The sequence below is a fragment of the Niveibacterium sp. COAC-50 genome, from assembly GCF_013184235.1.
Classification (GTDB): domain Bacteria; phylum Pseudomonadota; class Gammaproteobacteria; order Burkholderiales; family Rhodocyclaceae; genus Niveibacterium; species Niveibacterium microcysteis.
This window is the reverse complement of record NZ_JABCJM010000002.1, coordinates 163,872-189,446: the sequence shown is the minus strand read 5'-3', so window position 1 is coordinate 189,446 and position 25,575 is coordinate 163,872. Positions and strand designations below refer to the sequence as shown.

Below are 25,575 nucleotides of genomic sequence, written 5' to 3'. Positions count from 1 at the left end.
GGCCGGGAGGGCTGCACCGCGCCGCGGTGCAGCGTTCAGGTGCGTGCCGGGCTTACTTGCTGTCCGGCTCGTCCTTCTTCTTGTCGTTGCCGGGGATGTACGGGCTCCACGGCTGGGCCTTGATCGGGCCCTTGGTCTTCCACACCACGTTGAACTGGCCGTCAGCCTTCACTTCGCCGATGAACACCGGCTTGTGCAGGTGGTGGTTCTTCGGGTCCATCTCGACCTCAAAGCCAGACGGTGCCTTGAATTTCTGCCCGCCCATCGCAGCGATGACCTTGTCGACATCGGTGCTCTTCGCCTTCTCGACCGCCTGCTTCCACATGTAGATGCCGATGTAGGTGGCTTCCATCGGGTCGTTGGTCACGACGGTGTCGGCCTTCGGCAGGTTGTTCTTCTTCGCCCAGCCCTGGTAAGCCTTGATGAAGGCCGCGTTGGTCGGGTTCTTGATCGACTGGAAGTAGTTCCACGCGGCGAGGTGGCCGACCAGCGGCTTGGTATCGACGCCACGCAGCTCCTCTTCACCCACCGAGAAGGCCACGACCGGCACATCGGTCGCCTTCAGGCCGGCGTTGCCGAGTTCCTTGTAGAAGGGCACGTTGGAGTCGCCGTTGATCGTCGACACCACCGCAGTCTTCTTGCCCTCGGAGGCGAACTTCTTGATCTTGGCGATGATGGTCTGGTAGTCGGAGTGCCCGAAGGGGGTGTACTCCTCCATGATGTCCGCATCGGCGACGCCCTTGCTCTTCAGGAAGGCGCGCAGGATCTTGTTGGTGGTGCGCGGGTACACATAGTCGGTACCCAGCAGCACGAAGCGCTTGGCCTCGCCGCCGTCCTTGCTCATCAGGTATTCCACCGCCGGGATCGCCTGCTGGTTGGGCGCGGCACCGGTGTAGAACACGTTCTTCTCCAGTTCTTCACCCTCGTACTGCACCGGGTAGAACAGCAGGCCGTTGAGTTCCTTGTAGACCGGCAGCACCGACTTGCGCGACACCGAGGTCCAGCAGCCGAAGGTCACCGCAACCTTGTCCTTGGACAGCAGCTGGCGCGCCTTCTCGGCGAACAGCGGCCAGTTCGAGGCGGGGTCGACCACCACCGGTTCGAGTTTCTTGCCCAGCACGCCGCCCTTGGCGTTGATCTCTTCGATCGCCATCAGCGCGGTTTCCTTCAGCGCCGTTTCGGAGATGGCCATCGTGCCGGACAGCGAATGCAGGATGCCGACCTTGATGGTGTCGGCGGCCTGCGCGGCCAGCGAAGTGAAGCCGCACACGGCCAGCGCGGCGGACATTGCAGTCATTTTCACGAAATTGCGACGTGTGCTCATGGACGCTCTTCCTCGAATCAGTTGGGGTCACGGGGTCAGTGGGATGCTGCGGTGCCACATTAGGGCCGGCGCCCGGATCGAGGAATACGTCAGATTGCGTAGGTGAGGTGTTAGCCTCGTTTGGCACGCACTGGCCGTCGCGCTCGTGAAGCATCAGCGAACTCGGCGGCGTGGGCGCGTTATGCTGTCGTCCCCCGAACGGAATCCACGCGATGCAACTCCCTATCGACTTTCAGCCCGGTTGGGCGCCTGCCGACATCGAAGACGCGTCGGCGCACCGTTTCCTCTTCCTGCACGGCGCGCTGGTCGTGTTGGGCGATGGCGATGGCGCGCGTCTGCCTGATGCTGCTTACCGTGATCTGCCGATCGGGGCGTTGCACTCGGTCGGCGTGCTCGATGGCCGCGCCTGCCACATGGCCGAACTGCGCGATGCGGAGCTTCCCGAAGGGCTGGAGGCGGTGCCCTTGCGGCAGTTGTTCAACCGCCTGCCAGAAGCGCTGCTGGCGGTGGCCGGGCGGGCGCAGCAGTTGCTGGATTTCGCGCGTAGCCATCGTTTCTGCGGTGCCTGCGGCCATGCCAACGAGCTGTTTGACGAAGGGCGGGCAAGGCGTTGCCCGGCTTGCGGGCAGGTCGCTTACCCGCGCCTCGCGCCGGCGATGATGGCGCTGATCAAGCGCGATGGGCCGAACGGGCGCGAGTTGTTACTTGCACACGGCGCGCGGTTTCCCGGCGTGATCTACAGCGCGCTCGCCGGCTTCGTCGAACCTTCCGAATCGGTCGAGGATTGCCTGCACCGCGAGGTCTTCGAGGAAGTGGGCCTGCGCGTGAAGAACCTGCGCTACTTCGGCAGCCAGTGCTGGCCCTTCCCGCATTCGCTGATGATCGCGTTCGTGGCGGATTGGGCGAGCGGCGAAATCGTCGCCGACCCCGCCGAGATTCTCGATGCCGCGTGGTTCCACGTCGACGCGCTGCCACCGTTGCCGCACCAGATCACGATCGCGCGCAGGCTGATCAACGCCACGATCGCAGAAGTGGCGCCCGACCATCCGGCGCTCTCGACCTATGGCGCGGGTTGAAGGCTTAAGTCCGGCTTAATCCGGGCTCATTCGGGCTTAAGGGTCGGGCTTGCAGAATGCAGCCATGCCTTCAGCGAGAAGGCACTTAACCCGAACACAAGGAGCCTGACCATGAAAAAGCTGATCCTGACCCTGAGCGCCCTGACCTTTGCTGCTGGCGTGTTCGCGGCAGATGCACCGGCCGCGACCCAGTCGGCCCCGGTTGCCAAGCCGGCCGCCGAGGCAAAGACGACCAAGTCGGCCAAACAGACCAAGCACAACGCGAAGAAGGCGCCGGCCGCCGCTGCCGAGGCGAAGCCTGCAGCAACGCCGGAAGCCAAGCCCGCCAAGTAAGCCCGCCTCTGCAAGGCAAACGAGCCCCGGCCCAACCGGGGCTTCTTCATTGCCGCGAGGCGTGCATGGACATCGTTGAAAGCGGGGGCGAGGCAGCTACGGCGCAGGCTGCAACAAGCACTGCGCTTGTCGTACGGATCTGGCGGGCGCCTCTTCATGCCGCGACGCGGCGTGTGCTTCGCACGTGCTTTAGCGGTGCTCGTGTGTCACCGGGGATTGAACGGTGTATCCCTTTTCCTTGAGCATGTACCCGGCGGCGCCACCTGCTGCGGCGCCAACGGCAAATGCGCAGCCCTGGAGCAGGCAAAGCGCGGCGACAAGAAGGGTGCTGAGGATCGAACGGATTGCAGGCATCGTGATTCCTCCTTCTGCAGCAATGGACTCACATCCAGTGCGCGCGGGCGGGCGCCCACGCCGCTTGCTCCGCCGGTATCGCAGGCAGGGCGAGCGTTGAAAGTCTGACCCGATTCGGGCCTCGATGCTCCGTTACGCTTGCAAGCGTCTGTAACGCACCAGCCAGTGTGCCTGGTCAGGTAGCTGCGCCGCGTTGCGAGCCACGCAGGCGATTCATTGCGAGCGCGGCCGCCGCCGTGCGGGTTTCGACGCCGAGCTTCTCGAACACATGCTCCAGGTGTTTGTTGACGGTGCGTGGGCTGCTTCCGAGGATCTGGCCGATATCGGGGCTGGTCTTGCCCTGGGTGACCCAGTAGAGCACTTCCGCCTCCCGCGTGGTCAGACGGAAGGTCGCGATCAATGCCTCGATCGCGGAGGCGTCGTTCTCCTCGCGCAGCACCACCAACCATTCCTCGTCGCCGGTCTGGTCGTGAAAGGTCGCCAGCAATCTGCGTGATCCGTTTGCGATCAGCAGGGTGCTGGGTTCGCGTCCGTCGCGGCGCGCGGCTTCCGCGGCGCCGATCCATTCGAGCAGGCGCGGTGGTGTTTCGTCGCGCTCGGTGCCGAAGTGGGCGTGCAGCAGTTCGCGTGCGAGCGGCGTTTGCCAGACCAGCTTGCCGTCGGCCGAACGCACCGCTACGGTTGCCTGCCCGAAGGCATCGAGTGCGCTGCGTGCCTGACGCATCTGGCGTGCGTTCTGCATGTGTGCGGCGATGCGCGCGAGCACTTCCTGCGGCCGGATCGGCTTGGTCACGTAGTCGGCGCCGCCGGCCGAAAAGGCGGCGACAACATGCTCGGTTTCCGTCAGCCCGGTCATGAATACGATCGGGATCGACTGAGTCGCGAAGTCCGCCTTCAAACGCCGTGCGGTTTCAAAGCCGTCGATGCCGGGCATCAATGCGTCGAGCAGGATTACGTCCGGCAGGCTCTGCCGCGCCCGCATCAGCGCATCGTGGCCGTTGGTCGCGACCAGCACGGTGTAGCCCGCCTCGTCGAGCGCGTCGTGCAGCAGCGAGAGGTTTTCCGGCACGTCGTCGACGATCAGCACGACGCCGGGGCGCTCACTGCTCGGCATGGGCGTCTCCGTGCTGCGCGCTGCGCGCTTTGCGAATGATCTCTTGCATGGGTTCGAACTGGAACTGACGTGCGAGTCCGCGCATGACGCGGACGAATTCGAGGTAACGCGCATCCTGCCCTTCGAGCGCTGCGAGCGTATCAAGGATGCCGCGCAGGTAGCCGAGCGTGATCGCGGATTCCAGCGTGGTCAGCGCGGTCTCGTCGGGATAGCAGAGGCTTGCCGGGCGCGGTGATGTGGGTGGCGATGGGCTTGCGGGCGGTTCTGCGCTGACCCATTCAAGCGCGAGCTTGTGACCGATCCAGTCGAGCAGATGCTCGACCCGCAGCGGCTTGACGAGGAAGTCCTCGGCCGGCAAACCAACGTCGTTTTCCAGCCCGCGGTCAAACGCATTGGCCGAGAGCACCGCGAGTGTGGCGTCGCAGCCTTGCATGCGCAGGCGACGTAGCGTTTCCCAACCATCGATGCCGGGCATCGCGAGGTCCATGAAGATCAGGTGCGGTTTGAAGTCGGGCACACGCTCCAGGCATTCGTAGCCACTGGCCGCTTCGGCGAGATCGAAGCCGAGTGGGGCGAGAATGCTGCGGAGCAGCTCGCGGTCCACGCGCTCGTTGTCGACGATCAGGACTCGCCGTCGCACGCCAACATAGCCGATGCGCAGTTTGTCGGACCGCGCACGCACCGCCTGCAGGCCATGCACCTGTGGCACGAACAGCCGGACGAGAAAGGTGCTGCCGGTGCCGGGCGTGCTGCGCACCGAGAGTTCGCCGCCCATCAGGTCAGTCAGCATGCGGGTAATCGTCAGGCCGAGCCCGGTGCCGCCGGCGCCACCCTGGCTCGCCGCGCTGCCGCGCGCGAAGGGCTCGAAGATGTGCTCGATTTCGTCGGCCGCAATGCCCGGGCCGCTGTCGATGATTTCGCACAGCGCCATCTCGCGCTGGTATCGCAGGCGGAAGCGCACCTCGCCGCGCTGCGTGAACTTCACCGCGTTGCCGAGCAGGTTGATGAGGATCTGGCGCAGCCGCTTCTCGTCCGCCCGCACCACCGGTGGCAACTCGCCGAGTTGTTCGAAGTGGAAGGCGAGGCCCTTGTTGCGCGCTTGCAGTTCGAACATGCCGACGATCTGCGCGATGAAGTCGGGGAAGTCGAGCGGGCGGATGTCGAGCGTGAGCTTGCCGCCCTCGATACGCGCGAGATCCAGCGTGCCTTCGATCAGCGACAGCAGATGGTCGCCGCTACGTCGGATTACCGAAACGGCCTGCCTTCGGTGCGCTGGAATCGATTCGTCGCCGTCCAGAATCTGCGCGTAGCCGAGGATGCTGTTGAGCGGTGTGCGCAACTCGTGGCTGATCGCGGTGATGTGGCGGCTCTTCGCGAGGTTCGCCTGTTCCGCCACCTGCCGCGCTTTCTGAAGTTGCTCGTCGGTGCGTTGGTGCGAGGCAATCTCCTGCATTAGCGCGGCGGTCTGGCGGTTGGATTCCTCCTGCGCAACCTGTCGACTCTTGTGCGTCAGCACCATCCACCACGCCACCACGCCGCTTACCAGTAACAGGGCGGAAAAGGCCTTGATGAAACTCTGCTGCAAGTGCGGCAGCAGCGCAGCATGCTGACTGCCGACGACGACCCACTCGTGGTAGTAGAGCAGGCCCATCAGTAGCGCGAGAAAGGGCACGATGCCGGCCATCAACAGCAGGTAATGCCCGAGGCCGGTTTCCACATACGGCAGTGCGGCGCGCGGCAACAGGCTGCGCAGCACGCCGTTCCACTGCGACGAGAGCCGCGCATGCGGCTTGCACAGGTCGTTGCAGCGCGCATCGAGCGAACAGCACAGCGAGCAGATCGGCCCCTGATAGGCGGGGCAGTGGGCGGTGTCGTCCGATTCGTACTCGCGGTCGCAGATGCAGCAGCGATGCGCGCCGTTGCTGCGTACTTCGGCCTTGCGTGCGAGGTAGTACTTGCCGCCGGTCGCCCACGCGATCAGCGGCGAGCACACCAGCGCTGTGCCGATGGCAATGAAGGATGCGAAGGGCTGCAAGGCGGGGCCGAGCAAACCGATCCAGGCCGAAATGCTCAAAGCCGAGGCGATCGCCATGCTGCCGACGCCGACCGGGTTGATGTCATACAGGTGGCTGCGCTTGAACTCGATACCGCGCGGCGACAAGCCCAGCGGCTTGTTGATCACCAGATCCGCCACAACCGCCATCATCCAGCTGATTGCGATATTCGAGTACAGCCCCAACACCTGCCCGAGCGCCTGAAAGACATTCAGCTCCATCAGCATCAGCGCGATCAGCGTGTTGAACACCATCCACACCACGCGGCCGGGGTGGCTGTGCGTCAACCGCGCGAAGAAGTTGGACCACGCGAGCGAGCCGGCGTAGGCGTTGGTGACGTTGATCTTCAACTGCGAGATCACGACGAACAGCACCGTTGCCCACAGCGCCCAGCCCGGCGCGCCGAACACGTGCGAGAAGCCGATCAGGTACATCTGGTTCGGGTCCACCGCCTTGTCGGCCGGCACCGCGTTGCGCAGCGCCAGCCACGCGAGCAGCGCGCCGCCTAGCATCTTCGCCACGCCCAGCACCACCCAGCCGGGGCCGCCGACGATCACGCCGGCAAGCCAGCGCTTGCCGTTGGCGGCGGTGCGCTCCGGCATGAAGCGCAGGTAGTCCGCCTGCTCGCCCATCTGCGTAATCAACGCGATGCCCACGGTGAGCGCCGCGCCGAACAGCGGCACGCTGAAGCGGCCGCCATGGCCATCGGCGCCCGCATAGCTCGCGAGGCCGGCGAGTACCGTCGGCTCCTGCCAGAGCACGAAGACGAAGGGCAGCGCCAGCATCAGCAGCCACAGCGGCTGGGTCAGCGTCTGCAGCCGGCTGATGGTGGTGACGCCATGCGTAACAAGGGGAATCACGACCAGCGCACAGAGCACATAGCCCCAGGCTGGTGGAATGCCGAAGGCCATCTCCAGCGCGTAGGCCATGATCGCCGCTTCGAGCGCGAAGAAGATGAAAGTGAATGAGGCGTAGATCAGCGAGGTGATTGTCGACCCGATGTAGCCGAAGCCTGCACCACGCGTGAGCAGATCCATGTCCAACCCGTAGCGGGCCGCGTAGAAACTGATCGGCAACCCGGCGAGGAAGATGATCAGACCGGTCGCGATGATCGCAAATAGTGCATTGATGAAGCCTGCCTGCACCAACATGGTGGCGCCGACCGCTTCGAGCACCAGAAAGGACGCCACGCCGAATGCCGTGTTCGCGACCCGCAGCTCGCTCCAGCGGCGGAAGCTGCGCGGCGTGAAGCGCAGCGCGTAGTCCTCCATCGTCTCGCGCGCGACCCAGCTGTTGTAGTCGCGGCGGATCTTGATCACCCGCTGGACGGGGGCTGAGTTTGGAGTCTCTTGTTTGATTTCGGGCGGCATGGCTTGGGGGGACTAGCAAGCGGCGCGCCGGGCTTGTTTTCGTGCTTCGCGTCGTGAAACTCAACGCTTCGGCTTGCGATCTGCGCTGATGGTTTGCGGCGGCTTTCCCGCTCAAGCCGGGTCCCGCCCCGGCGGGCGGGGTACTTTCTTTGTGCGAACAAAGAAAGTACCCAAAGAAAGTCGCCCCGCTTCAACGCCGCGCGCTTCGCGCCCGGTCCCCTGCGCTGCTCAAAGCATCGTGTGGCTGCGCAACTCGCCCTCGCTGCGCTCGGTGCTCGGACAGTGCTCGCCACCGCCGCGCTGCGCGCGTCGGAACCCGATGCTTCTGTGCTGCTCGGCGTTTCAGAGGGGGAGGAAAAAGCGTCGGCGTGCGACCGCGGCAGGGCTTTCGTAGCCCGGATGCAGGCCGCAGGCCGGAATCCGGGAAGGGCAGTTGAGTATCCGAACTCGCCCGCCCAGGATTCCGCTCCGTTTAGGCTTCGAGCAACTTACACGCGTCGCGCCGCCGATGGTTTTGACTTTGGGTCCCGTCGAGAGCGCCGAGTAGCGGAGCGCGACCGGGAAGAAGGCCGAGGACTGTTTGAGCTCCGAGCGCAGCGAGGGCGAGTTCCGCAGGCCCCCGGTTGCGCGAGCAACGCAGGGGAGTCAGGCATTTAGTGCCTGACCGCGAACGCCGGGCGGCACTCTTTGCTTACTTTCTGGTGCTGTAGCCAGAAAGTAAGACGCCCGCCGGGGCGGGACCCGGCTTGAGCGGACAAGCCGTGGCAATGCGACACGGGCAACCGCAAACCGAAACGTTGGGCTTCGCTGTACTCAGCCCAACCTACGGGACTCGTGCTACAAGGCTCATCACTCTGAGCGCGAGCAGCCCGCTCAGTAGTCAGGGGTATCGTCGAATGTCGGCCAGTCTTGGAACTCATCGCGCGTGGCCGCCCAACCGCGCGGCAGTCTCCCGGCCCAGACGGTGTTTCTTGAATGCACAAGGCGCTTCTTGCTGACGCAGAGTCGCATGTCGGCAAGACTCAGCAACTCCGTTGCCGTCCAGTTCGAATGCGCTGGGCTGCACGCAACGCCGGCGGAAATCGTCAACCGCAAATCCGGAGGCGTAAAGCTGAAATCCTGCACTGCCTGACGAACGGCTTCGGCGGCGGAGTAGGCAACTTCGAGGGGCTGATTCGGCAGGATCATCAGGAACTCTTCGCCGCCAACGCGCGCTGCATAACTGGAGGTTGGCAGGTGCGCGGTGATCAGCGATGCAATCGTCGTGAGCGCAACATCTATCACGTCGTAGCCGAAAAGCTGGTTTGCGGCATAAAGGCGATCCAGATCAAGGGAGACCAGCGAGCTCGGCACGCTCGCACTGGCCTCACCAGTAAGCCGATCAAGCACCCGATGGACTCCTCGCCAATTCAGAAGACCTGTAAGTAGGTCTCGCTCGGCTTCGACTGCATTGCAGGGTTCTGGGCGCATCGGCGTGCTTCTGGGTCGGGCTGGGTGTATTAAAGACATCCCTTCTGCTGCCGCCGATTGTTGCACCCTTGCAGCCACACATCGGGGAAAGCGGGGGCAGCCAAGCCACCCCTCTCGCGCCTTGGTCAGGCGCCTTCTTCCAGAAGAATCGCCACCGTCAGCAGATGCGCACTGTTGAGGCAAGTCGCCAGCGGTACGTCATGCACATCACACACCCGCATCAGCGCGGCGATGTCGGGTTCGTGCGGCTGTGCGGTGAGCGGGTCGCGCAGGAAGATGACGAGGTCGATGCGGCCTTCGGCGACCATCGCGCCGATCTGCTGGTCGCCGCCGAGTGGGCCGCTGAGCAGGCCGTGTACCGGCAGGCCGGTTTCTTCACGGATGCGTTTGCTGGTGGTGCCGGTGCCCATCAGCTTGCAGCGTTCCAGGCGGTCGCGGTGGGTCTTTGCGAAGGCGACCATCTGGTCTTTCTTGCCATCGTGGGCAATCAGGGCGACTGTTTTCATTACGCGTTGTCTCATTTCTTGTTTGTGGGTCGGTCAGCCGGCACGAACATCGCTCCACGCTGCGCCGGTGAGGGTGGCGAGCTGAGCGGGGGCGAGGGGGAAGACGGAGAAGGGCGTGCCGGCAGCCGCCCAGACCGTGGTGAAGCGTTGCAGATCGGTGTCGAGCAGCAGGCGCACCGGCTGCGCGTGGCCCAAGGGTGCGACGCCGCCGATGGCATAGCCGGTGGCGCTGCGTACGAAATCGGCGTCGGCACGTTTGAGCTTTTCGCCGACCAGCGCGGCGACCTTTTCTTCGCTGACGCGGTTGTCGCCGCTGGCGACCACGACGATGGCCTGCCCGCTATCGGCGCCGCGAAAGACGATGGACTTGGCGATCTCGGCGACGCTGCAACCAATCGCGGCGGCGGCTTCGGCCGAGGTGCGGGTGGGCTGGTCGAACTCGACGACTCTTACGTCGAGCCCTGTGTCGTGCAGCATTTGCTGGGTGCGCAGGGCGGTGGGGTGGCTGGCGGGTTTCATCTTTGCGGCGGAAAAGAGTCCGGCCGGATCCGGAATCAAAAAGGGCCACGCGTCCGGCGTGGCCCTGGGTGCTTAGCGCTTGAGTTGCGAGAGATCGCGCACCGCGCCGGTATCTGCGCTGGTGGTCATCGCGGCGTAGGCGAGCAATGCCTGCGAGACGGGGCGCACGCGCGAGGCCGGCTTCCATGCCTTGTCGCCACGGGCTTCCATCGCTGCTTCGCGACGCACCAGTTCTTCGTCGCTCACCGCCAGGTGGATGCGGCGGTTCGGGATGTCGATCTCGATCATGTCGCCGTCCTGCACGAGGCCGATTGCGCCGCCCATCGCGGCTTCCGGCGAGGCATGGCCGATTGACAGGCCGGATGTGCCGCCGGAGAAGCGGCCATCGGTGAGCAGCGCGCACTGCTTGCCGAGCCCGCGGCTCTTCAGGTAGCTGGTCGGATAGAGCATCTCCTGCATGCCCGGACCGCCCTTGGGGCCTTCGTAGCGGATCACGACGACATGGCCGGCCTGCACCTTCTCGGAGAGGATGCCTTCGACGGCGTCTTCCTGGCTTTCGAACACGATCGCCTTGCCGGTGAATTGCCAGATCGATTCGTCCACGCCGGCGGTCTTCACGATGCAGCCCTTCTCTGCGATGTTGCCGGTCAGCACCGCGAGGCCGCCGTCCTTCGAGTAGGCGTGCTCAACATCGCGGATGCAGCCGGCCGTGCGGTCCAGATCCAGTTCCGGGAAACGCTTGTCCTGGCTGAAGGCGACCTGGGTCGGCACGCCGCCCGGCGCCGCAAGGTAGAAGTTGAAGACATCCTGGCTGTGGGCGTGCATCACGTCCCAGGTGTCCAGCGCGCCACCCAGCGTCTTGCTATGCACCGTGTGGCATTCGCGGTGCAGCAGGCCGCCGCGCGCGAGTTCGCCGAGGATGCCCATCACGCCACCGGCGCGGTGCACATCTTCGATGTGGTACTTGTCGGTCATCGGGGCGACCTTGCACAGGCAAGGCACCTTGCGCGAGATGCGATCGATGTCCTTCATCTTGAAGTCGACCTGCGCCTCGTGTGCGGCAGCCAGCAGGTGCAGCACGGTGTTGGTCGAGCCGCCCATCGCAACATCCAGCGCAACGGCGTTCTCGAAAGCCTCGAAGGTCGCGATCGAGCGCGGCAGCACGGAGGCGTCGTCCTGCTCGTAGTAGCGCTTGCACAGCTCCACCGCGAGCCGGCCGGCGCGCAGGAAGAGTTGCTTGCGATCGGCATGCGTGGCGACGATGGTGCCGTTGCCCGGCAGCGAGAGGCCCAGCGCCTCGGTGAGGCAGTTCATCGAATTCGCGGTGAACATGCCGGAACACGAACCGCAGGTCGGGCAGGCCGAGCGTTCGACTTCGTCGACTTCCGCGTCGCTGACCGCCTTGTCGGCAGCCTTCACCATCGCATCGACGAGGTCGAGCTTGATGATCTTCTGCCCGGCCGGGTCGGCCACGGTGACCTTGCCGGCTTCCATCGGGCCGCCGGAGACGAACACCGTGGGGATGTTCAGGCGCAGTGCGGCCATCAGCATCCCTGGGGTGATCTTGTCGCAGTTGCTGATGCACACCAGCGCATCGGCGCAGTGTGCGTTGGCCATGTACTCGACCGAGTCGGCAATCAGCTCGCGGCTGGGCAGCGAGTACAACATGCCGCCGTGGCCCATGGCGATGCCGTCGTCCACCGCGATGGTGTTGAATTCCTTGGCGATGCCGCCGGCCGCTTCGATTTCGCGCGCGACCATCTGGCCCAGATCCTTCAGGTGCACATGGCCCGGCACGAACTGCGTGAAGCTGTTGGCGATCGCGATGATCGGCTTGCCGAAGTCGCCATCCTTCATGCCAGTGGCGCGCCACAGGGCGCGTGCGCCGGCCATGTTGCGGCCGTGGGTGGACGTACGGGAACGGTACTCAGGCATGGTGCTCACTCCAGGAAATGGCGCCGTCGGCGCCCGGCGACGCTGTTTGTCACAGCGGCACCGATACAATTCAGCTTTTCCGGAACGCGGGGCCGGCGCGGCGGATTGCGCTGCAAGGGGCCGATGAGCCCCGGCGCGACAACCCGGACCGCCCGGAAGCCAGAGGTGGGTTGCACCGCCTCGCATCCGACCTAAAAGATCAATTCTAGCGAAACTGGAAGCCCATCAATGCTTGTTCATCCGCAGTTCGACCCGATTGCTGTCTCGCTCGGCCCGCTGGCCGTGCGCTGGTACGGTCTGATGTACCTGGTCGCCTTCATGCTTTTCGTGACGCTGGGCAAGTGGCGCGCCAAGCATGGCCCGATCAAGGGCTGGGTCGAGAAGGATCTCGACGACCTGCTGTTCTGGGGCGTGCTGGGTGTGGTGCTGGGCGGCCGCCTGGGCTATGTGCTGTTCTACAAGCCGGCGTACTACCTTGGTCACCCGGCGGAAATCCTGGCGGTCTGGCAGGGGGGCATGAGTTTCCACGGGGGCTTCCTCGGCGTGCTGGTCGCACTATGGTTCTTCGGCCGCAAGACCGGGCGCAGCTTTCTGCAGGTGGGCGATTTCGTCGCGCCGCTGGTGCCGCTGGGCCTGGCCGCAGGCCGCATGGGCAATTTCATCAACGGTGAGCTGTGGGGGCGCATCACCTCGCCCGACGCATGGTGGGCAATGATGTTCCCGCAAGCGGCGAATGAGGACCGCGCCGCCGCGCTGCTCGACCCGGCCCTGATGGCGCAGCTCGCGCAATACGGCGGTTTGCCGCGCCATGCCTCGCAGCTCTACCAGTTTGCGCTGGAAGGGGTGTGTCTGTTCGTGATCCTGTGGCTGGTGTCGCGCAAGGCTCGCCCGGTCGGTTTCATGGGAGCGAGCTTTCTGATCGGCTACGGCACCTTCCGCTTCATCGCGGAGTTCGCCCGCCAACCGGACGATTTCCTCGGCCTGCTGGCCGGGCAGCTTTCGATGGGGCAATGGTTGTCGCTGCCGATGATCCTGATCGGCGCCGCGATCATGGCGCTGAGCCTCAAAGGCACGCTGCGCTGAATACAAGAACGGGGGCCGTGGCCCCCGTTGCTGTTCTGGGCGAACGCGTGCTTCAGTTGAGTTCGTCGTAGCGGTAGTACTTCGTGGCCTTCGCGGTCAGCTCAAGTGCCAGGCCGTCGCCTTGCAACTGATAGATCCACACGCCGTCATCCACTGCGAAGGCGCCGGCATAGGCGCCGCCGCTCTGCTTGTACTTCGCGGTGGCATTGGCCTGGCCTGAGGTCTCGAAGCTGCCGGACATGAATTTCTTCAGCTTCGCTTCATCGCGGAAGACCCAGACCTGGGAGAACTTCTTCACCCCCATGCCCAGGCCCGCCTGCACTTCCACCATCTTCAGGAACACTTCCTTGCCCGCCTTGTTGTAGGCGATGCCCTTGCCCGATCCACCGCCCGCGACGAGGATCTTCATGCCGAAGTTGTTGATCACGGCGTAGCCCGCAGCGCCGGCGATCAAGGACTTTGCTGACGGCTGTGTGCGGTACAGCTTGTTCAGCGTTGCCTTGACGTCCTTGCGGATCGTGGCGCGTTCCTTTTCCTTCTCTTTCGCGCTCATGGCAGCCGAGGCGAACATTGGCGTGAGCGCCAGAAGCAGTGCGAGTGCGCCACCCATCAGTCGTGCTTGCATGTCGATATCCCTCGTTCTTGTGCCATGGAGAACCAATGCTGCACTGGCGTTGCCGGGTCGGGTTGATGCGGGTCAGGCGATCGCCTTGGCGTACTGCGCAGGGCTTTGCGCGACCCTCTTTGGAGCCTAGCCGAAGCACTTATGTGTGCCAATGTATCTTTATGTCGCAATTGCCATACTACGTGGCACGGGCGACGGTAAGCTCGCGGGACTTTTGGTCATGAATTGCCACGGAAATCCGAAATGATGTCCCGCCCCGGAGTGTTTCGCATGTCGCGTTTTGTTGCCTTCATCGCTGTTGCGCTGCTTGGCGCAACGCTGAGCGCCTGCAGCCCGAACAAGAACGACGCGGCCGAAGCCGCGAAGAAGGCAGCTTCGCAGCCATTGTTGCTGGCGCCCGAGGATGTCGCCCGTGTAGACAGTGCCCTGCACGCCGGCGGTCCGGTACTGACGGGCTCGCTGCAGCCCGAGCGCCGCGCGGACCTGCGCGCCGAGGTGTCAACGACGGTGCTGCAGGTGCTGCGCGACAACGGCGACGTGGTGCGCAAGGGCGATCTGCTGGTCCGCATGGACGACACGTCGATCCGCGACAGCCTGTCGTCTGCCGAAGAAGCCGCGCGTGCCGCAGAGCGTTCGCTGGACCAGTCCGAGCGGCAGTTCAAGCGCCTGACCACGCTGCAGGGGCAGGGCATGAGCTCGACCCAATCGGTGGAGGACGCTGAAGCCCGCCGCAACCAGGCGCAGAGCGATCTGGCTGCCGCACGCGCCCGCGTGGTGGCGGCGCGTCAGCAACTGCAGCGTACCGAAGTGCGTGCCCCGTTCGACGGCGTGGTGAGCGACCGCAAAGTCTCTGCGGGCGACACCGCGCAGATTGGCAAGGAGCTGTTGAAGGTGATCGACCCTGCCAGCATGCGCTTCGAAGGCCTGGTGTCGGTGGAGCGCGTGGCCGAGCTCAAGGCCGGCCAGCTTGTGCATTTCCGCGTTGCTGGCGCGAACCGCGCCGCTTTTGTGGGCCATGTGCAGCACATCGCGCCGAGCGCCGACGACGTGACGCGCCAGGTTTCGGTGCGTGTATCCGTCGAAGGCGATGTGCCGCGGGTGGCCGGCCTGTATGCGGAAGGGCAGGTGGTGAGTTCCGGCGAGGCGGTCGCGATGCTGCCGGAGGCATCGCTGACGCGTGAGGGCGACCATGTGTATGCCTGGCGTGTGGCCGCCGGAAAACTGCACAAGGTCGCGGTGACCTTGGGCGACCGCGATGCCCGCAACGGTTTGTGGGTGGTACGCGCTGGCGTTGCCGCCGGCGATGAGGTGCTGCGTGCGCCGAACACTGGCCTGGTTGACGGCCAGCCGGTCGAGCGTGCTGCGGCCAAGGCACAGAAGTAAGACGCCCCACACCCACTCAGAGCGCGACCACCATGTTCCTGTCCGATTTCAGTATCCGCCGTCCGATCGCGATGGTGGTGATCATCCTGGGCTTGATGTTTGCCGGCCTGCTGGCGCTCAACAAGCTGCGCGTCAACCAGATTCCGGATGTGCAGCCGCCCGTGCTGGTGGTCAGCATTGCCTACCCTGGCGCCTCGCCCGACTCGGTCGAGCGCGAGGTGATCAACCGGGTTGAAAAGGCGTTGCAAAGCATCGCCGGCATCGACGAAGTGCGCTCGACCGCAGCCGAGGGCAGCGCAACGATCGTGCTGATCTTCAAGTTCAGTAAGAACCTGATCGAAGCGGCCGACGAGGTCCGTAATGCGATTGCCTCGGTGCGCTACAAGCTGCCGGTGGAAATGCGCGAACCGGTGCTTGAACGCGTCGATCCGTCGGCGGAGCCGATCATGCAGTTGGCGCTGTCGTCGTCGACGATGACGCATGCCGAACTCTCGCGTTACGCCGAGGACCAGCTTGCCGACCGTTTCCGCGCGATTCCCGGCGTGTCGGTGGTCGAGGTGCGTGGCGCGTTGAAGCGCGAACTGTCGGTGTTGCTGCATGCCGAAAAGCTGCGCGCGTTCAACGTGTCGGTCGCCGAGGTGGTCGCGGCGCTGCGTGCGCAGAACGCCACCGCGCCGGTCGGCAAGGTGCGCGGCGAGTTGCAGGACCAGAGCATCCGCCTCGTCGGCCGTATCGAGCGCCCGGCGGAGTTCGAGCAGATCGTCGTGCAGCGGCGCGGCGAACAAGTCGTGCGGCTGGGGCAGGTCGCCACGGTGCGCGACGGCTTCAACGACATCGACAGCCTGTCGGTACGCAATGGCCAGCCCAACGTGGGCTTGTCGGTGATCCGCTCGCGCGATTCGTCGACGGTGACGATTGCCGACAAGGTACGCAAGCTGGTCGAGACGGTCGGCAAGGAACTGCCGAAGGGCACCACGCTGGTCGTTACGCGCGACGGTGGCGAGGAAGCGCAGGACAGCCTCAACAACGTGGTGCATGCGCTGATCTTTGGCGCGGGGCTCACTGTGCTGGTGGTGTACGCCTTCCTCAATTCCTGGCGTTCGACGCTGATCACCGCGCTGTCGCTGCCGACCTCGGTGATCGCGGCCTTCATCGCGGTGTGGCTATGCGGCTTCTCGCTCAACTTCATGAGCCTGCTGGGGCTATCGCTCGCGATCGGGGTGCTGATCGACGATGCGATCGTGGTGCGAGAGAACATCGTGCGGCACATGGAGGCCGGCGAGGACCGCATGACGGCGGCGCTGCGCGGCACGGCGGAGATCGGCCCGGCGGTGGCGGCAACCACCTTTTCGATCGTTGCGGTGTTCGTGCCGGTGGCCTTCATGCAGGGCATGTCGGGCGAATGGTTCCGCCCCTTCGGCCTGACCGTCGTGACCTCGGTGCTGGTGAGCCTGTTCATCAGCTTTACCTTGGACCCGATGCTGTCCGCCTACTGGGGCGACCCGGCGGGGCACCACCTTGCGCCGAAACGCGGGCTGGCCGAAAAGCTGGCGCACTTCAACGTCTGGTTCGACCGCCAGTCGGAACGCTATGGCCGTCTGGTCGCCTGGGCATTGCACCACCGCGCTTGGATGTTTGCCTTCGCGGCTGCGAGCTTCGTCGCCGCGATCGGACTGCAGGTGAAGTTCGGTGGGTCGAGCTTCCTGCCTGCGTCGGATAACCCGGTGATCGCGGTTGATGTGCGCACGCCCGCGTCGAGCAGCCTTGAATACGCGCGACGCAAACTGGAGGCCGCAGCAACGCTGGCCCGCACGATTCCCGAAACGGTGGCGACCAACAGCCAAATCAACCCCGATGGCGGTCGCATCTACCTCGACATCGGCAAGAGCTCCGAGCGCAAGCGTTCGGCCCAGCAGATCGCGAGCGACCTGCGGATCAAGCTCAAGCAGCTCGTCGGTGCCGAATATGTGGTGCTCGACGACCTGAACAACGGCGCGCAGAAGCCGGTGCAGATCCGCTTCCATGGTGCCGACGCCCGCACGCTGCAGGCGATTACCAACGACTTCATGGCGCGCTTGCGCAAGGTGCCGGGCGCGGTCGACGTCGGCCTGTCGGAACAGGACCCGCAGGACGAACTGCGGATCGAACTTGACCGCGGGCTCGCCAACGCGCTGGGCATCTCGGCCAACGATGCGGCACAGGCACTGCGGGTGGCCTTTGCCGGCGTCGAGGTCGGTGACTGGGTGGACCCGGCCGGTGAAACGCGCGATGTGGCGGTGCGACTGGCGCCGGAAGACCGCGTCGACGCGGGCAACATCGAGCGACTGCCGATCGCTGTGGCCGGCAGCGGTGCCGTGGTGCCGCTTGACCAGATCGCCACCATCACCACCGGCAAGGGGCCGTCGAAGATTCAGCATATCGATGGCAAGCGCATGGTGACCGTGTCGGCGAACGCACAAGGTCGCTCGCCCGGCGAGGTGACCGAAGACGCGATGAAGCTCGCCAAGTCGATCGCCTTCCCGCCCGGCTACGGGCTGGAACTGGGTGGTGCCTCGAAGGACCAGCAGGAAGTGTTCGGCGCCATGCTGATCGCGCTGCTGTCTGGCATCGGCATGATGTACTTCGTGCTGGTGATCCAGTTCGGCTCTTTCACCGCGCCGCTGCCGGTGATGCTGTCCTTGCCGCTGTCGCTGATCGGTGTGGTGCTCGCGCTGCTGCTGACGCGCGGCACGATGAACCTGATGAGCCTGATCGGCGTGATCATGCTGATGGGGCTGGTCGCGAAGAACGCGATCCTGCTGCTGGACGCCGCGCGCAAGCTCGAGAGCGAAGGCATGGATCGCGAAGAGGCGCTGATGACCGCGGGCCGCAAGCGCTTGCGCCCGATCCTGATGACCACCTTTGCGTTGATCGCAGGCATGTTGCCGGTCGCGATCGGTGTCGGCGAGGGCGGCGAGTTCTACAGCCCGATGGCGGTGGCGATCATCGGCGGCACCATCACCTCGACACTGCTGACGCTACTGGTGATTCCGAGCTTCTACGATTCGATCGAGATCAAGCGCGACTCGGCGATCCGCAAGTTCCAGCGCCGCGAGGCGCGCGGCAATGCCTTCCTCGCCTTCGTCACCACACTCGCGGAAGCCTTCGCCGCGTTGTTGGGCTTGCGCCTGCTTTGGCGCGGCTTCAAGTGGCTGTTCCGGGCGCTGCGTCGCAGCCCTGGCGTCGCCTGATCCGCGCGCTGGAAACAACACGGGCCACAGCGGCATCGCACGCTGTGGCCCGTTTGCTTTTGGTCTGCCGCGCCGGCGCGGCCTTGGCCGCTTAGCCGCGGTAGCGGTTCACTTCGTCGCGGGTGGCGAGCGCCACGGCGCGCGCGGCATCGGCGAAGTCCTCGCCCTTGCCAGCATAGAGAATCGCGCGCGAGGACGAGATCATCAGGCCGCTGCCAGCGGCCGTGCGGCCGGCCTTGACGGTGGCTTCGACATCGCCGCCCTGTGCGCCGATGCCCGGCACCAGCAGCGGCACGTCGCCGACGATCTTGCGTACATCCGCGAGTTCCTGCGGGAAGGTCGCGCCGACCACCAGCGCGGCTTGGCCGTGCGGGTTCCATTTGGTGGCGACGAGCTCGGCGACATGCTGATAGAGCTTGCGACCCGCGCCGACTTCGAGGAACTGCAGGTCGGACCCGCCCGGGTTGGAGGTGCGGCACAGCACGATCAGGCCGCGGTCCTTCCATTCCAGGTAGGGCTCGACCGAGTCGAAGCCCATGTAGGGGTTCACCGTCAGCGCGTCGGCCTGGTAGCGCTCGAAGGCTTCGCGGGCGTACTGCTGCGCGGTGGCGCCGATGTCGCCGCGCTTCGCGTCCAGCACCACCGGCACCTGCGGGTGCTTGGCGTGAATGTGCGCGATCAGGGCTTCGAGCTGGTCTTCGGCGCGCGCGCCGGCGAAGTAGGCAATCTGCGGCTTGAAGGCGCACGCGAGATCGGCGGTGGCGTCGACGATGGCGCGGCAGAACTCGAATACCGCATCCGGGCGCCCCTTCAGATGGGCGGGAAATTTGGCGGGGTCGGGGTCGAGCCCAACGCAGAGCAGCGAGTTCTGGGTGCGCCAGGCGGCGTCGAGGCGGGAACGAAAGTCCATGAACGTGATCCTTGCAGTCAGACGCGGGATTCTACCCGCGAGCCGTGGCGCGCCGCGCAAAGCCAAGGGTACGAGCGGTCAACATCCTCGGGGGCTTTTCGCGCGACAATCACGCGATTCCCTCATGCCCCGTACAGGAGGCTTCATGCGTCGTGCTCTTCGATTTGCTCTGCTGCCCATGCTGGTTTCGCTTGCTGCCTGTGGTGGTGGCGGGTCGGTAACGGTTGTGCCGCCGGAAACGCTGCCGGATGCGGATGTCTCCGCGGTGGCGAAGGGCGATCCCGGCTCCGTACTGCCAGCCACCTGGAAGCAGGGGCCGTTCATCGAAATCTATGTCCGTGGCTATCAGGACAGCGACGGCGATGGCATTGGTGACCTCAAGGGTCTCACCCAGCGCCTTGATTACCTGAAGGACCTGGGCGTGACCGGCATCTGGCTGATGCCGGTGACCCAGTCGCAGGACAACGATCACGGCTATGCGGTGAGCGACTATCGCGCGATCGAAAAGCAGTACGGTTCGCTGGCCGATTTCGACGCCTTCGTGGCCGCCGCCCACGCGCGCGGCATCGGCGTGATCATCGACTACGTAATGAACCACAGCGCCGCGCAGAACCCGCTGTTCCTCAACTCCAGCGGGGCGAAGGACGGCGCGCGGCGCGACTGGTACATCTGGTCCAGCACCAAGCCGAGCGGATGGAACATCTACGGCAACGACCCATGGAAGTCGAGCAGCACCGGCTACTACTTCGCCGGCTTCTGGGATCAGATGCCTGACTTCAATCTGCGCAATGCCAGCGTGCTCGCCTACCATCGCGACAGCATGCGCTTCTGGCTCAACCGCGGTGTCGATGGCTTCCGCTTCGACGCCGTCGGCAACCTGGTCGAGAACGGCCCTTCGGCCTGGGAAGGCCAGCCGGAGAACTACGTGATCATGGGTGACATCCTCTCCATGCTCAACGGTTACCAGAACCGTTACATGGTCTGTGAGGCGCCGATCGATCCGAAGGGCTTCAGTGCATCCAGCGCCTGCGGCAGTGCGTTCGCGTTTGGCCACAACTACGACATCGTCAGCGCAGCGAAGGGCAGCAGCAGTGCGGTGGCGGCGGTGGCGAACTACTTCACCGGCGCGCCGGCGAACATGGCGGCGATGGTGTCGAACCATGACGCCTTTGCCGGCGATCGTTTGTGGACGCAGCTGAACGGCAACCTGCCGCAATACCGGCTCGCGGTGGCAACCTACATGCTGCAGCCCGGTGTGCCTTTCATCTACTACGGTGAAGAGATCGGCATGGCCAACAACAACAGCCTCAGTGGCGACTGGAAGTTGCGCACGCCGATGAGCTGGACGGCCGACACCACGACGGCCGGTTTCACCACTGGCAAGCCCTTCCGTGCAGTGTCGAGCAATGTCTCGACCAACAACGTCGCTGCGCAGCTGGGCGATGCCAACTCGCTGTTGAGCTTCTACAAGGCCTTGATCTCGGTGCGCAAGGCGCATCCGGCGCTGGCCGCGGGCAGCTACGACAATCCGCAGGCCAACGGTTGGACGATGAGCTTCACGCGCAGCACTGCAAGCGAGACGGCGCTCGTCGCGATCAACTATGGCTCCACCGCATCGAGCGTGAATTTCACCGGCCTTCCTGCTGGCGCGAGCGTGTCGGTGGCGTGGCCTGCGAGCGGCGTTGGCGGCGCTGTGACTTCTGGCGGCAGCTTCAGCACCACGGTGCAGCCGCAGTCCTTCGTGGTCTACACGATCGCGAAGTAAGGCACTCGCTTAGTAACGCAGATGGCCCCGTGGCGTGAATGCCGCGGGGCCTTTTTCATTGCATCGCCAGCCAGTGCAGACTGAAGCTGCGATCCGGATCACACCAGCACGCGCCGGGCGAATACCCGGCACTGCGCGCCAGTTCGCGAAAGTCGTCGATCGTGTACTTGTAGGAGTTTTCGGTATGCAGCGTATCGCCGGGCGTGAAGTCGAAACGCCGCCCGAGTACGACGATGCGCTGCGATGTCTCGCTGACCAGATGCATTTCGATCCGCCGCAAGGGGGCGTTGTAGAACGCGTAGTGGGCGAAGCGTTCCGGTGCGAGCTCTGCACCCAGCTCCCGCTGCGCGCGCACCAGCACGTTTCGGTTGAAGGCGGCCGTGACGCCCGCCGCGTCGTTGTAGGCGGCGTGCAGGCGCGCCGGATCCTTGACGAGATCAATCCCGATCAGCATGCCGCCGCCGTGGAGGTTTTCGGCTGCGTGGCGGAGAAAGCGGATTGCATCGTCCGGCTCGAAGTTGCCAAGGCTGGACCCCGGAAAGAAGCCCACGCGGCGCGCCCCTGCGGGGCAGGCTGGCAGCGTGATCGGTGCGGTGAAGTCGCCCACCACAGGCTCGATCGGGATCGCCGGATAGTCGCGTTGCAGCGCCGCGGCCGCAGCGTGCAGGTGCTCGCCGGAGATGTCGATCGGGATGAAGCCCGCCGGCGAGTGCAGTGCGTCGAGCAGCAGGCGGATCTTCAGCACGGAACCTGCGCCGAACTCGACGATCTGGGCGCCTGGCCCGATGCAGGCGGCAATGTCCTCGGAGCAGGCGCGCAGGATGCCGATCTCGGTGCGCGTGGGGTAGTACTCGGGCAGCGCGCAGATATGGTCGAACAGGGCTGAACCCGCTGTGTCGTAGAAGTACTTCGGCGCCAGGCGGCGCGGGTGCGCGGCAAGGCCTTCGACAAAGTCGCGCGCGAAGCCGCTGTGGGCGGTGTGGCTGCGGGTCAGGCGTGACGTGGCGTAGGCGGGCGGACGGTCCATGGTCTAGCACTCCCTTGCGAGTCGCAATCCTGAGAACTGCCAGCGCGCGGCCGGCGGGAAGAAGTTGCGGTAGCTCGCGCGGATATGCCCTGCGGGTGTCGCGCAGCTGCCCCCGCGCAGCACCAGTTGCCCGACCATGAACTTGCCGTTGTACTCACCGGCACTGCCTGAAAACGGGCGAAAACCGGGGTAGGGGTCGTAGGACGAGCGCGTCCACGCCCATACGTCGCCAAAGCACTGCAGCAGACCGTTGCCCGGGTGCGCGGCCTCCGGATGCAGGCGACCGGCTTCAATGAAGTGGCCATCGCATGCTGCCGAGCCGATCGCGGCCTCCCACTCGAATTCAGTCGGAAGCCGTGCGCCCGCCCAGTTCGCGAATGCCGCTGCTTCATAGAAGCTCAGGTGGCACACCGGCTCATCGGGGTCGAGCATGCGTTCGCCATGCAGCGTGAAGATGTGCCATTCGGCGTCGATCTCTCGCCAATACAGCGGCGCCCGCCAGCCCTGGGCCTGTACCGTTGCCCATGCATCGGACAGCCAGAATTCCGGGCGCCGGTAGCCGTCGTCGGCGATGAAGGCGAGGTATTCACCGCAGGTCGTGGGCCGGTTGGCGAGGCAGAACGGCGGCAGCAGCACCGCGTGGCGCGGACACTCGTTGTCGAAGGCGAAGCCCGCACCAGCGTGGCCAACCTCGCAACGGCCTCCCTCGAATTCGATCCACGCTAGCGCCACTGGCGCGGTGCGCGGCCGCAGTGAGGCGGCGGAATGGGCCGGCAGCAGCACGTTGCGTGAAAACAGGTGTTTCACATCGGTGAGGATCAACTCCTGATGCTGCTGTTCATGCTGGATCCCCAGTTCGATGGTGGCTGCCAACTCAACGGGGATCGACGTTGCGAGCAGTGCGTCCATCGCTTCGTCCACCTGTGCGCGGTACTGCAGCACCACCGACAGAGGCGGCCGCGTCAGCAGCCCACGCTCCGGCCGGGCTTGTCGGGCGCCGAGCGATTCGTAGTAGGAATTGAACAGATAGGCGAAGGCTTCGGAAAAGGGGCGATAGCCGGGCAGGCTGGCGCGGAGTACCAGCGTTTCGAAGAACCACGTGGTATGGGCGAGATGCCATTTCGTCGGGCTCGCGTCCGGCATCGACTGTACGCACTGATCCTCGGCGCTTAGTGGTTCCGCGAGTGCGAGGCTGAGGGTCCGTACCTCGTGGTAGCGCGCCGCGAGCGCAGCGGTGTACTGCGCTGCGTCGGCCGGGCTCGTCACGGCGCGCATCCCGCCGTGCGGCAAGGCCCTGTCACGCAAGGTCCTGATGCACGCACAGGATGTTGCCTTCGCTGTCCTTGAACCAGGCGGCCCGCTCCGCACCCAGAACGCAGAGATGCCCCTCGGTGCGAAGGCCGGGCAGATCGTAGTCCTCGAACACCACGCCGGCTGCCTCGAGTGCCCGCACAGCGGCTTCGACGTCCGGCACCTGGAAGCTGAGCGCGGTGTGTTCGGCACGCGTGCCTTGATGGCGCGGGAAGAGCGCCAGCAAGGCGCCGCCGGCGCAGGCGTATATGAACTTGCCGTCCGCTCGTGCGCCGACCGGGCGCAGGCCCAGGCTTTGTTCGTAGAAATGGCGGGCGCGGTCGAGATCCACGACGGGCAACAGGGTCGTGACTGGGGCATCGGCGAGCATGGCGTGCCTCCTGCGGGGGGAGCGGCTTCAGATTGCAGTTAAGACCATCGCGGGGCGCACCACAACGCGAAGTTCGCCGGCTTTCGCGCAAGGGGCGCAAGTCTTTGAGTGGAAAGCAATAATTCCGCGTTACAATATGCGGTTTTTCCGGGCGGACGGCCGCCCGATGGCAGAGCAAAGGGATACGTCGTGCTGGTCGCAAACAACATCACCATGCAGTTCGGCGCCAAGCCGCTGTTCGAGAACGTCTCGATCAAGTTTGGCGACGGCAACCGTTACGGCCTCATCGGCGCCAACGGCGCAGGCAAGTCGACCTTCATGAAGATCCTCGCCGGCGTGCTGGAGCCCTCCGCCGGCAACGTGTCGCTCGATTCGGGCGAGCGCATGGCCTTCCTGCGCCAGGACCAGTTCGCCTACGAAGACCAGCGCGTGATCGACGTCGTGATGCAAGGCCATGCCGAGATGTGGGCCTGCATGAAGGAAAAGGACGCGATCTACGCGAACCCCGAGGCGACCGAAGAAGACTACATGCATGCCGCCGAACTGGAGGCGCACTTCGCCGAGTACGACGGCTACACCGCCGAGGCGCGTGCGGGCGAACTGCTGCTGGGCGTGGGCATCCCGACCTCGCAGCACACCGGCCCGATGAGCGAAGTCGCGCCCGGCTGGAAGCTGCGCGTGCTGCTGTGTCAGGCGCTGTTCTCGAACCCGGACATCCTGCTGCTCGACGAACCGACCAACAACCTCGACATCAACACGATCCGCTGGCTGGAGAACGTGATCAATCAGCGCGAGAGCACGATGATCATCATCTCGCACGATCGTCACTTCCTGAACCAGGTCTGTACCCACATGGCCGACCTGGACTACGGCCGCATCCAGATCTACCCGGGCAACTGGGACGACTACATGGAAGCCGCGCAGCAGGCGCGCGAGCAGCAGGCCAAGGACAACGCCCGCGCGAAGGAAAAGGTCGCCGAACTGCAGGAGTTCGTGCGCCGCTTCTCGGCCAACAAGTCCAAGGCCCGCCAGGCCACGAGCCGCGCCAAGCAGATCGAGAAGATCAAGATCGACGAGTTCAAGCCCTCGAGCCGCCAGTACCCGTGGATCCGCTTCGACTACGACGAGAAGGAAAAGCTGCACCGCCAGGCGGTGGAGATCGAGAAGCTTACCTTCGCATACGAACCGGGCAAGCCGATCATCAAGGATCTGACGCTCACCATCGACGCCGGTGACAAGGTGGCGATCATCGGTGAGAACGGCGTCGGCAAGACCACGCTGCTCAAACTGCTGATGGGCGAGCTCAAGCCGCAGTTCGGCACCGTGAAATGGGCCGAGAAGGCCAAGCTTGGCTACTACGCGCAAGATCACGCCGACGAGTTCGCCAGCGGCGAGAATCTGACCGACTGGATCTCAGGCTACGTGCGCGAAGGCGGCTATGAGGGCGACGACGCGGTGACGCTGGTCCGCGGCACGCTCGGCCGGCTGCTCTTCAAGGGCGACGACGTGAAGAAGTCGGTCAAGGTGATTTCGGGCGGCGAGCAGGGTCGCATGCTGTTCGGCAAGCTGATGCTCCAGCGCAAGAACGTGCTGCTGCTCGACGAGCCGACCAACCACATGGACATGGAGTCGATCGAGTCGCTCAACTCGGGCGTGATGGACTTCAACGGCACGCTGCTGTTCGTCTCGCACGACCGCGAGTTCGTCGGCTCGGTGGCGACGCGCATCATCGAGATCAAGCAGGACGGTCAGATCATCGACTACCGCGGCACTTACGACGAATACCTGCACAGCCAGGGCGTCGAGTAAGACTCAG

General features: G+C 64.9%; 20 protein-coding genes. 7 read left to right on the top strand and 13 right to left on the bottom strand.

Translation table 11 applies throughout. The annotated features are described in order from the left end of the window. Positions 1 to 52: 52 nt before the first annotated feature. Positions 53 to 1,324: an urea ABC transporter substrate-binding protein gene (urtA, locus tag HH302_RS08285; protein WP_172201226.1), complete on the bottom strand. Its 1,272-nt coding sequence runs from the start codon at positions 1,322 to 1,324 to the stop codon at positions 53 to 55. Between the two features lie 212 nt (positions 1,325 to 1,536). Between urtA and nudC the strand changes: the two genes are divergently transcribed. Together nudC and HH302_RS08275 are read left to right on the top strand one after the other, a co-directional pair. Continuing rightward, the gene (nudC, locus tag HH302_RS08280) at positions 1,537 to 2,400 is read left to right on the top strand and encodes an NAD(+) diphosphatase (protein ID WP_172201224.1); all 864 of its coding nucleotides are present in this window, start codon (positions 1,537 to 1,539) and stop codon (positions 2,398 to 2,400) included. Positions 2,401 to 2,511: 111 nt separating this feature from the next. Then, positions 2,512 to 2,733 (top strand): hypothetical protein, encoded by a 222-nt coding sequence (locus HH302_RS08275; RefSeq protein ID WP_172201222.1) that lies wholly within the window; start codon positions 2,512 to 2,514, stop codon positions 2,731 to 2,733. Between the two features lie 189 nt (positions 2,734 to 2,922). Here the strand turns inward: HH302_RS08275 and HH302_RS08270 are convergent, their stop codons facing one another. From HH302_RS08270 to ilvD, 7 genes are all read right to left on the bottom strand, one after another. Beyond that, positions 2,923 to 3,087 carry a hypothetical protein gene (locus tag HH302_RS08270; protein ID WP_172201220.1) on the bottom strand — a complete coding sequence of 55 codons (165 nt, stop codon included), beginning with the start codon at positions 3,085 to 3,087 and terminating at the stop codon, positions 2,923 to 2,925. Positions 3,088 to 3,262: 175 nt separating this feature from the next. Then, positions 3,263 to 4,201, bottom strand: a complete 939-nt coding sequence (locus HH302_RS08265; RefSeq protein WP_172201218.1) for a response regulator transcription factor — start codon at positions 4,199 to 4,201, stop codon at positions 3,263 to 3,265. Beyond that, a complete protein-coding gene (locus tag HH302_RS08260) occupies positions 4,188 to 7,574 on the bottom strand; it encodes an ATP-binding protein (RefSeq protein ID WP_371814634.1) in 3,387 nt (1,128 codons plus the stop codon). Before HH302_RS08260 ends, HH302_RS08265 begins: the two co-directional genes overlap by 14 nt. Before the next feature lie 924 nt (positions 7,575 to 8,498). Next, positions 8,499 to 9,095, bottom strand: a complete 597-nt coding sequence (locus tag HH302_RS08255) for a GGDEF domain-containing protein (RefSeq protein ID WP_172201214.1) — start codon at positions 9,093 to 9,095, stop codon at positions 8,499 to 8,501. Positions 9,096 to 9,220: 125 nt separating this feature from the next. Then, positions 9,221 to 9,601: a methylglyoxal synthase gene (locus HH302_RS08250; protein WP_172201212.1), complete on the bottom strand. Its 381-nt coding sequence runs from the start codon at positions 9,599 to 9,601 to the stop codon at positions 9,221 to 9,223. A gap of 33 nt (positions 9,602 to 9,634) precedes the next feature. Continuing rightward, entirely contained in the window at positions 9,635 to 10,120 is a 486-nt protein-coding gene (locus HH302_RS08245; protein ID WP_172201210.1) for a YbaK/EbsC family protein, read from the bottom strand. Positions 10,121 to 10,192: 72 nt separating this feature from the next. After that, the gene (gene ilvD / locus HH302_RS08240) at positions 10,193 to 12,055 is read right to left on the bottom strand and encodes a dihydroxy-acid dehydratase (RefSeq protein WP_172201208.1); all 1,863 of its coding nucleotides are present in this window, start codon (positions 12,053 to 12,055) and stop codon (positions 10,193 to 10,195) included. Between the two features lie 228 nt (positions 12,056 to 12,283). Here ilvD and lgt point away from each other — a divergent pair, with 228 nt between their 5' ends. Then, entirely contained in the window at positions 12,284 to 13,138 is an 855-nt protein-coding gene (lgt, locus tag HH302_RS08235; protein WP_172201206.1) for a prolipoprotein diacylglyceryl transferase, read from the top strand. Positions 13,139 to 13,190: 52 nt separating this feature from the next. Here the strand turns inward: lgt and HH302_RS08230 are convergent, their stop codons facing one another. Further along, positions 13,191 to 13,763, bottom strand: a complete 573-nt coding sequence (locus HH302_RS08230) for a hypothetical protein (RefSeq protein ID WP_172201204.1) — start codon at positions 13,761 to 13,763, stop codon at positions 13,191 to 13,193. Positions 13,764 to 14,033: 270 nt separating this feature from the next. Here HH302_RS08230 and HH302_RS08225 point away from each other — a divergent pair, with 270 nt between their 5' ends. Together HH302_RS08225 and HH302_RS08220 are read left to right on the top strand one after the other, a co-directional pair. Beyond that, entirely contained in the window at positions 14,034 to 15,146 is a 1,113-nt protein-coding gene (locus tag HH302_RS08225; protein WP_206254965.1) for an efflux RND transporter periplasmic adaptor subunit, read from the top strand. 32 nt (positions 15,147 to 15,178) lie between these two features. Then, the gene (locus tag HH302_RS08220; RefSeq protein ID WP_172201202.1) at positions 15,179 to 18,376 is read left to right on the top strand and encodes an efflux RND transporter permease subunit; all 3,198 of its coding nucleotides are present in this window, start codon (positions 15,179 to 15,181) and stop codon (positions 18,374 to 18,376) included. A gap of 91 nt (positions 18,377 to 18,467) precedes the next feature. Here HH302_RS08220 and pyrF read toward each other — a convergent pair whose 3' ends face one another. Further along, positions 18,468 to 19,286, bottom strand: coding sequence for an orotidine-5'-phosphate decarboxylase (pyrF, locus tag HH302_RS08215; RefSeq protein ID WP_172201200.1), 819 nt, complete (start codon positions 19,284 to 19,286; stop codon positions 18,468 to 18,470). A 145-nt stretch (positions 19,287 to 19,431) separates the two neighbouring features. Between pyrF and HH302_RS08210 the strand changes: the two genes are divergently transcribed. Beyond that, positions 19,432 to 21,051 (top strand): alpha-amylase family glycosyl hydrolase, encoded by a 1,620-nt coding sequence (locus tag HH302_RS08210; protein WP_172201198.1) that lies wholly within the window; start codon positions 19,432 to 19,434, stop codon positions 21,049 to 21,051. A 55-nt stretch (positions 21,052 to 21,106) separates the two neighbouring features. Here the strand turns inward: HH302_RS08210 and egtD are convergent, their stop codons facing one another. Genes egtD through HH302_RS08195 form a run of 3 tightly spaced genes read right to left on the bottom strand, consistent with a single transcriptional unit; the run spans position 21,107 to position 23,759 of the window. Then, positions 21,107 to 22,078 carry an L-histidine N(alpha)-methyltransferase gene (egtD, locus tag HH302_RS08205; protein ID WP_172201196.1) on the bottom strand — a complete coding sequence of 324 codons (972 nt, stop codon included), beginning with the start codon at positions 22,076 to 22,078 and terminating at the stop codon, positions 21,107 to 21,109. A 3-nt stretch (positions 22,079 to 22,081) separates the two neighbouring features. Next, a complete protein-coding gene (gene egtB, locus HH302_RS08200; RefSeq protein ID WP_371814628.1) occupies positions 22,082 to 23,344 on the bottom strand; it encodes an ergothioneine biosynthesis protein EgtB in 1,263 nt (420 codons plus the stop codon). A gap of 31 nt (positions 23,345 to 23,375) precedes the next feature. Continuing rightward, on the bottom strand, positions 23,376 to 23,759 hold the full coding sequence (locus HH302_RS08195; RefSeq protein ID WP_172201192.1) for a VOC family protein: 384 nt from the start codon (positions 23,757 to 23,759) through the stop codon (positions 23,376 to 23,378). A gap of 189 nt (positions 23,760 to 23,948) precedes the next feature. Between HH302_RS08195 and HH302_RS08190 the strand changes: the two genes are divergently transcribed. Then, entirely contained in the window at positions 23,949 to 25,568 is a 1,620-nt protein-coding gene (locus HH302_RS08190) for an ABC-F family ATPase (protein ID WP_172201190.1), read from the top strand. Positions 25,569 to 25,575: the final 7 nt, after the last annotated feature.

Bases quoted from the DNA above. Each gene is read 5' to 3' on its own strand.
- HH302_RS08195 (WP_172201192.1), bottom strand. From the start codon at position 23,759: ATGCTCGCCGATGCCCCAGTCACGACCCTGTTGCCCGTCGTGGATCTC.
- HH302_RS08275 (WP_172201222.1), top strand. From the start codon at position 2,512: ATGAAAAAGCTGATCCTGACCCTGAGCGCCCTGACCTTTGCTGCTGGC.
- pyrF (WP_172201200.1), bottom strand. From the start codon at position 19,286: ATGGACTTTCGTTCCCGCCTCGACGCCGCCTGGCGCACCCAGAACTCG.
- ilvD (WP_172201208.1), bottom strand. From the start codon at position 12,055: ATGCCTGAGTACCGTTCCCGTACGTCCACCCACGGCCGCAACATGGCC.
- HH302_RS08270 (WP_172201220.1), bottom strand. From the start codon at position 3,087: ATGCCTGCAATCCGTTCGATCCTCAGCACCCTTCTTGTCGCCGCGCTT.
- egtD (WP_172201196.1), bottom strand. From the start codon at position 22,078: ATGGACCGTCCGCCCGCCTACGCCACGTCACGCCTGACCCGCAGCCAC.
- HH302_RS08225 (WP_206254965.1), top strand. From the start codon at position 14,034: ATGTCGCGTTTTGTTGCCTTCATCGCTGTTGCGCTGCTTGGCGCAACG.
- HH302_RS08220 (WP_172201202.1), top strand. From the start codon at position 15,179: ATGTTCCTGTCCGATTTCAGTATCCGCCGTCCGATCGCGATGGTGGTG.
- HH302_RS08210 (WP_172201198.1), top strand. From the start codon at position 19,432: ATGCGTCGTGCTCTTCGATTTGCTCTGCTGCCCATGCTGGTTTCGCTT.
- HH302_RS08255 (WP_172201214.1), bottom strand. From the start codon at position 9,095: ATGCGCCCAGAACCCTGCAATGCAGTCGAAGCCGAGCGAGACCTACTT.
- lgt (WP_172201206.1), top strand. From the start codon at position 12,284: ATGCTTGTTCATCCGCAGTTCGACCCGATTGCTGTCTCGCTCGGCCCG.
- HH302_RS08250 (WP_172201212.1), bottom strand. From the start codon at position 9,601: ATGAAAACAGTCGCCCTGATTGCCCACGATGGCAAGAAAGACCAGATG.
- HH302_RS08230 (WP_172201204.1), bottom strand. From the start codon at position 13,763: ATGCAAGCACGACTGATGGGTGGCGCACTCGCACTGCTTCTGGCGCTC.
- urtA (WP_172201226.1), bottom strand. From the start codon at position 1,324: ATGAGCACACGTCGCAATTTCGTGAAAATGACTGCAATGTCCGCCGCG.
- HH302_RS08265 (WP_172201218.1), bottom strand. From the start codon at position 4,201: ATGCCGAGCAGTGAGCGCCCCGGCGTCGTGCTGATCGTCGACGACGTG.
- HH302_RS08245 (WP_172201210.1), bottom strand. From the start codon at position 10,120: ATGAAACCCGCCAGCCACCCCACCGCCCTGCGCACCCAGCAAATGCTG.
- nudC (WP_172201224.1), top strand. From the start codon at position 1,537: ATGCAACTCCCTATCGACTTTCAGCCCGGTTGGGCGCCTGCCGACATC.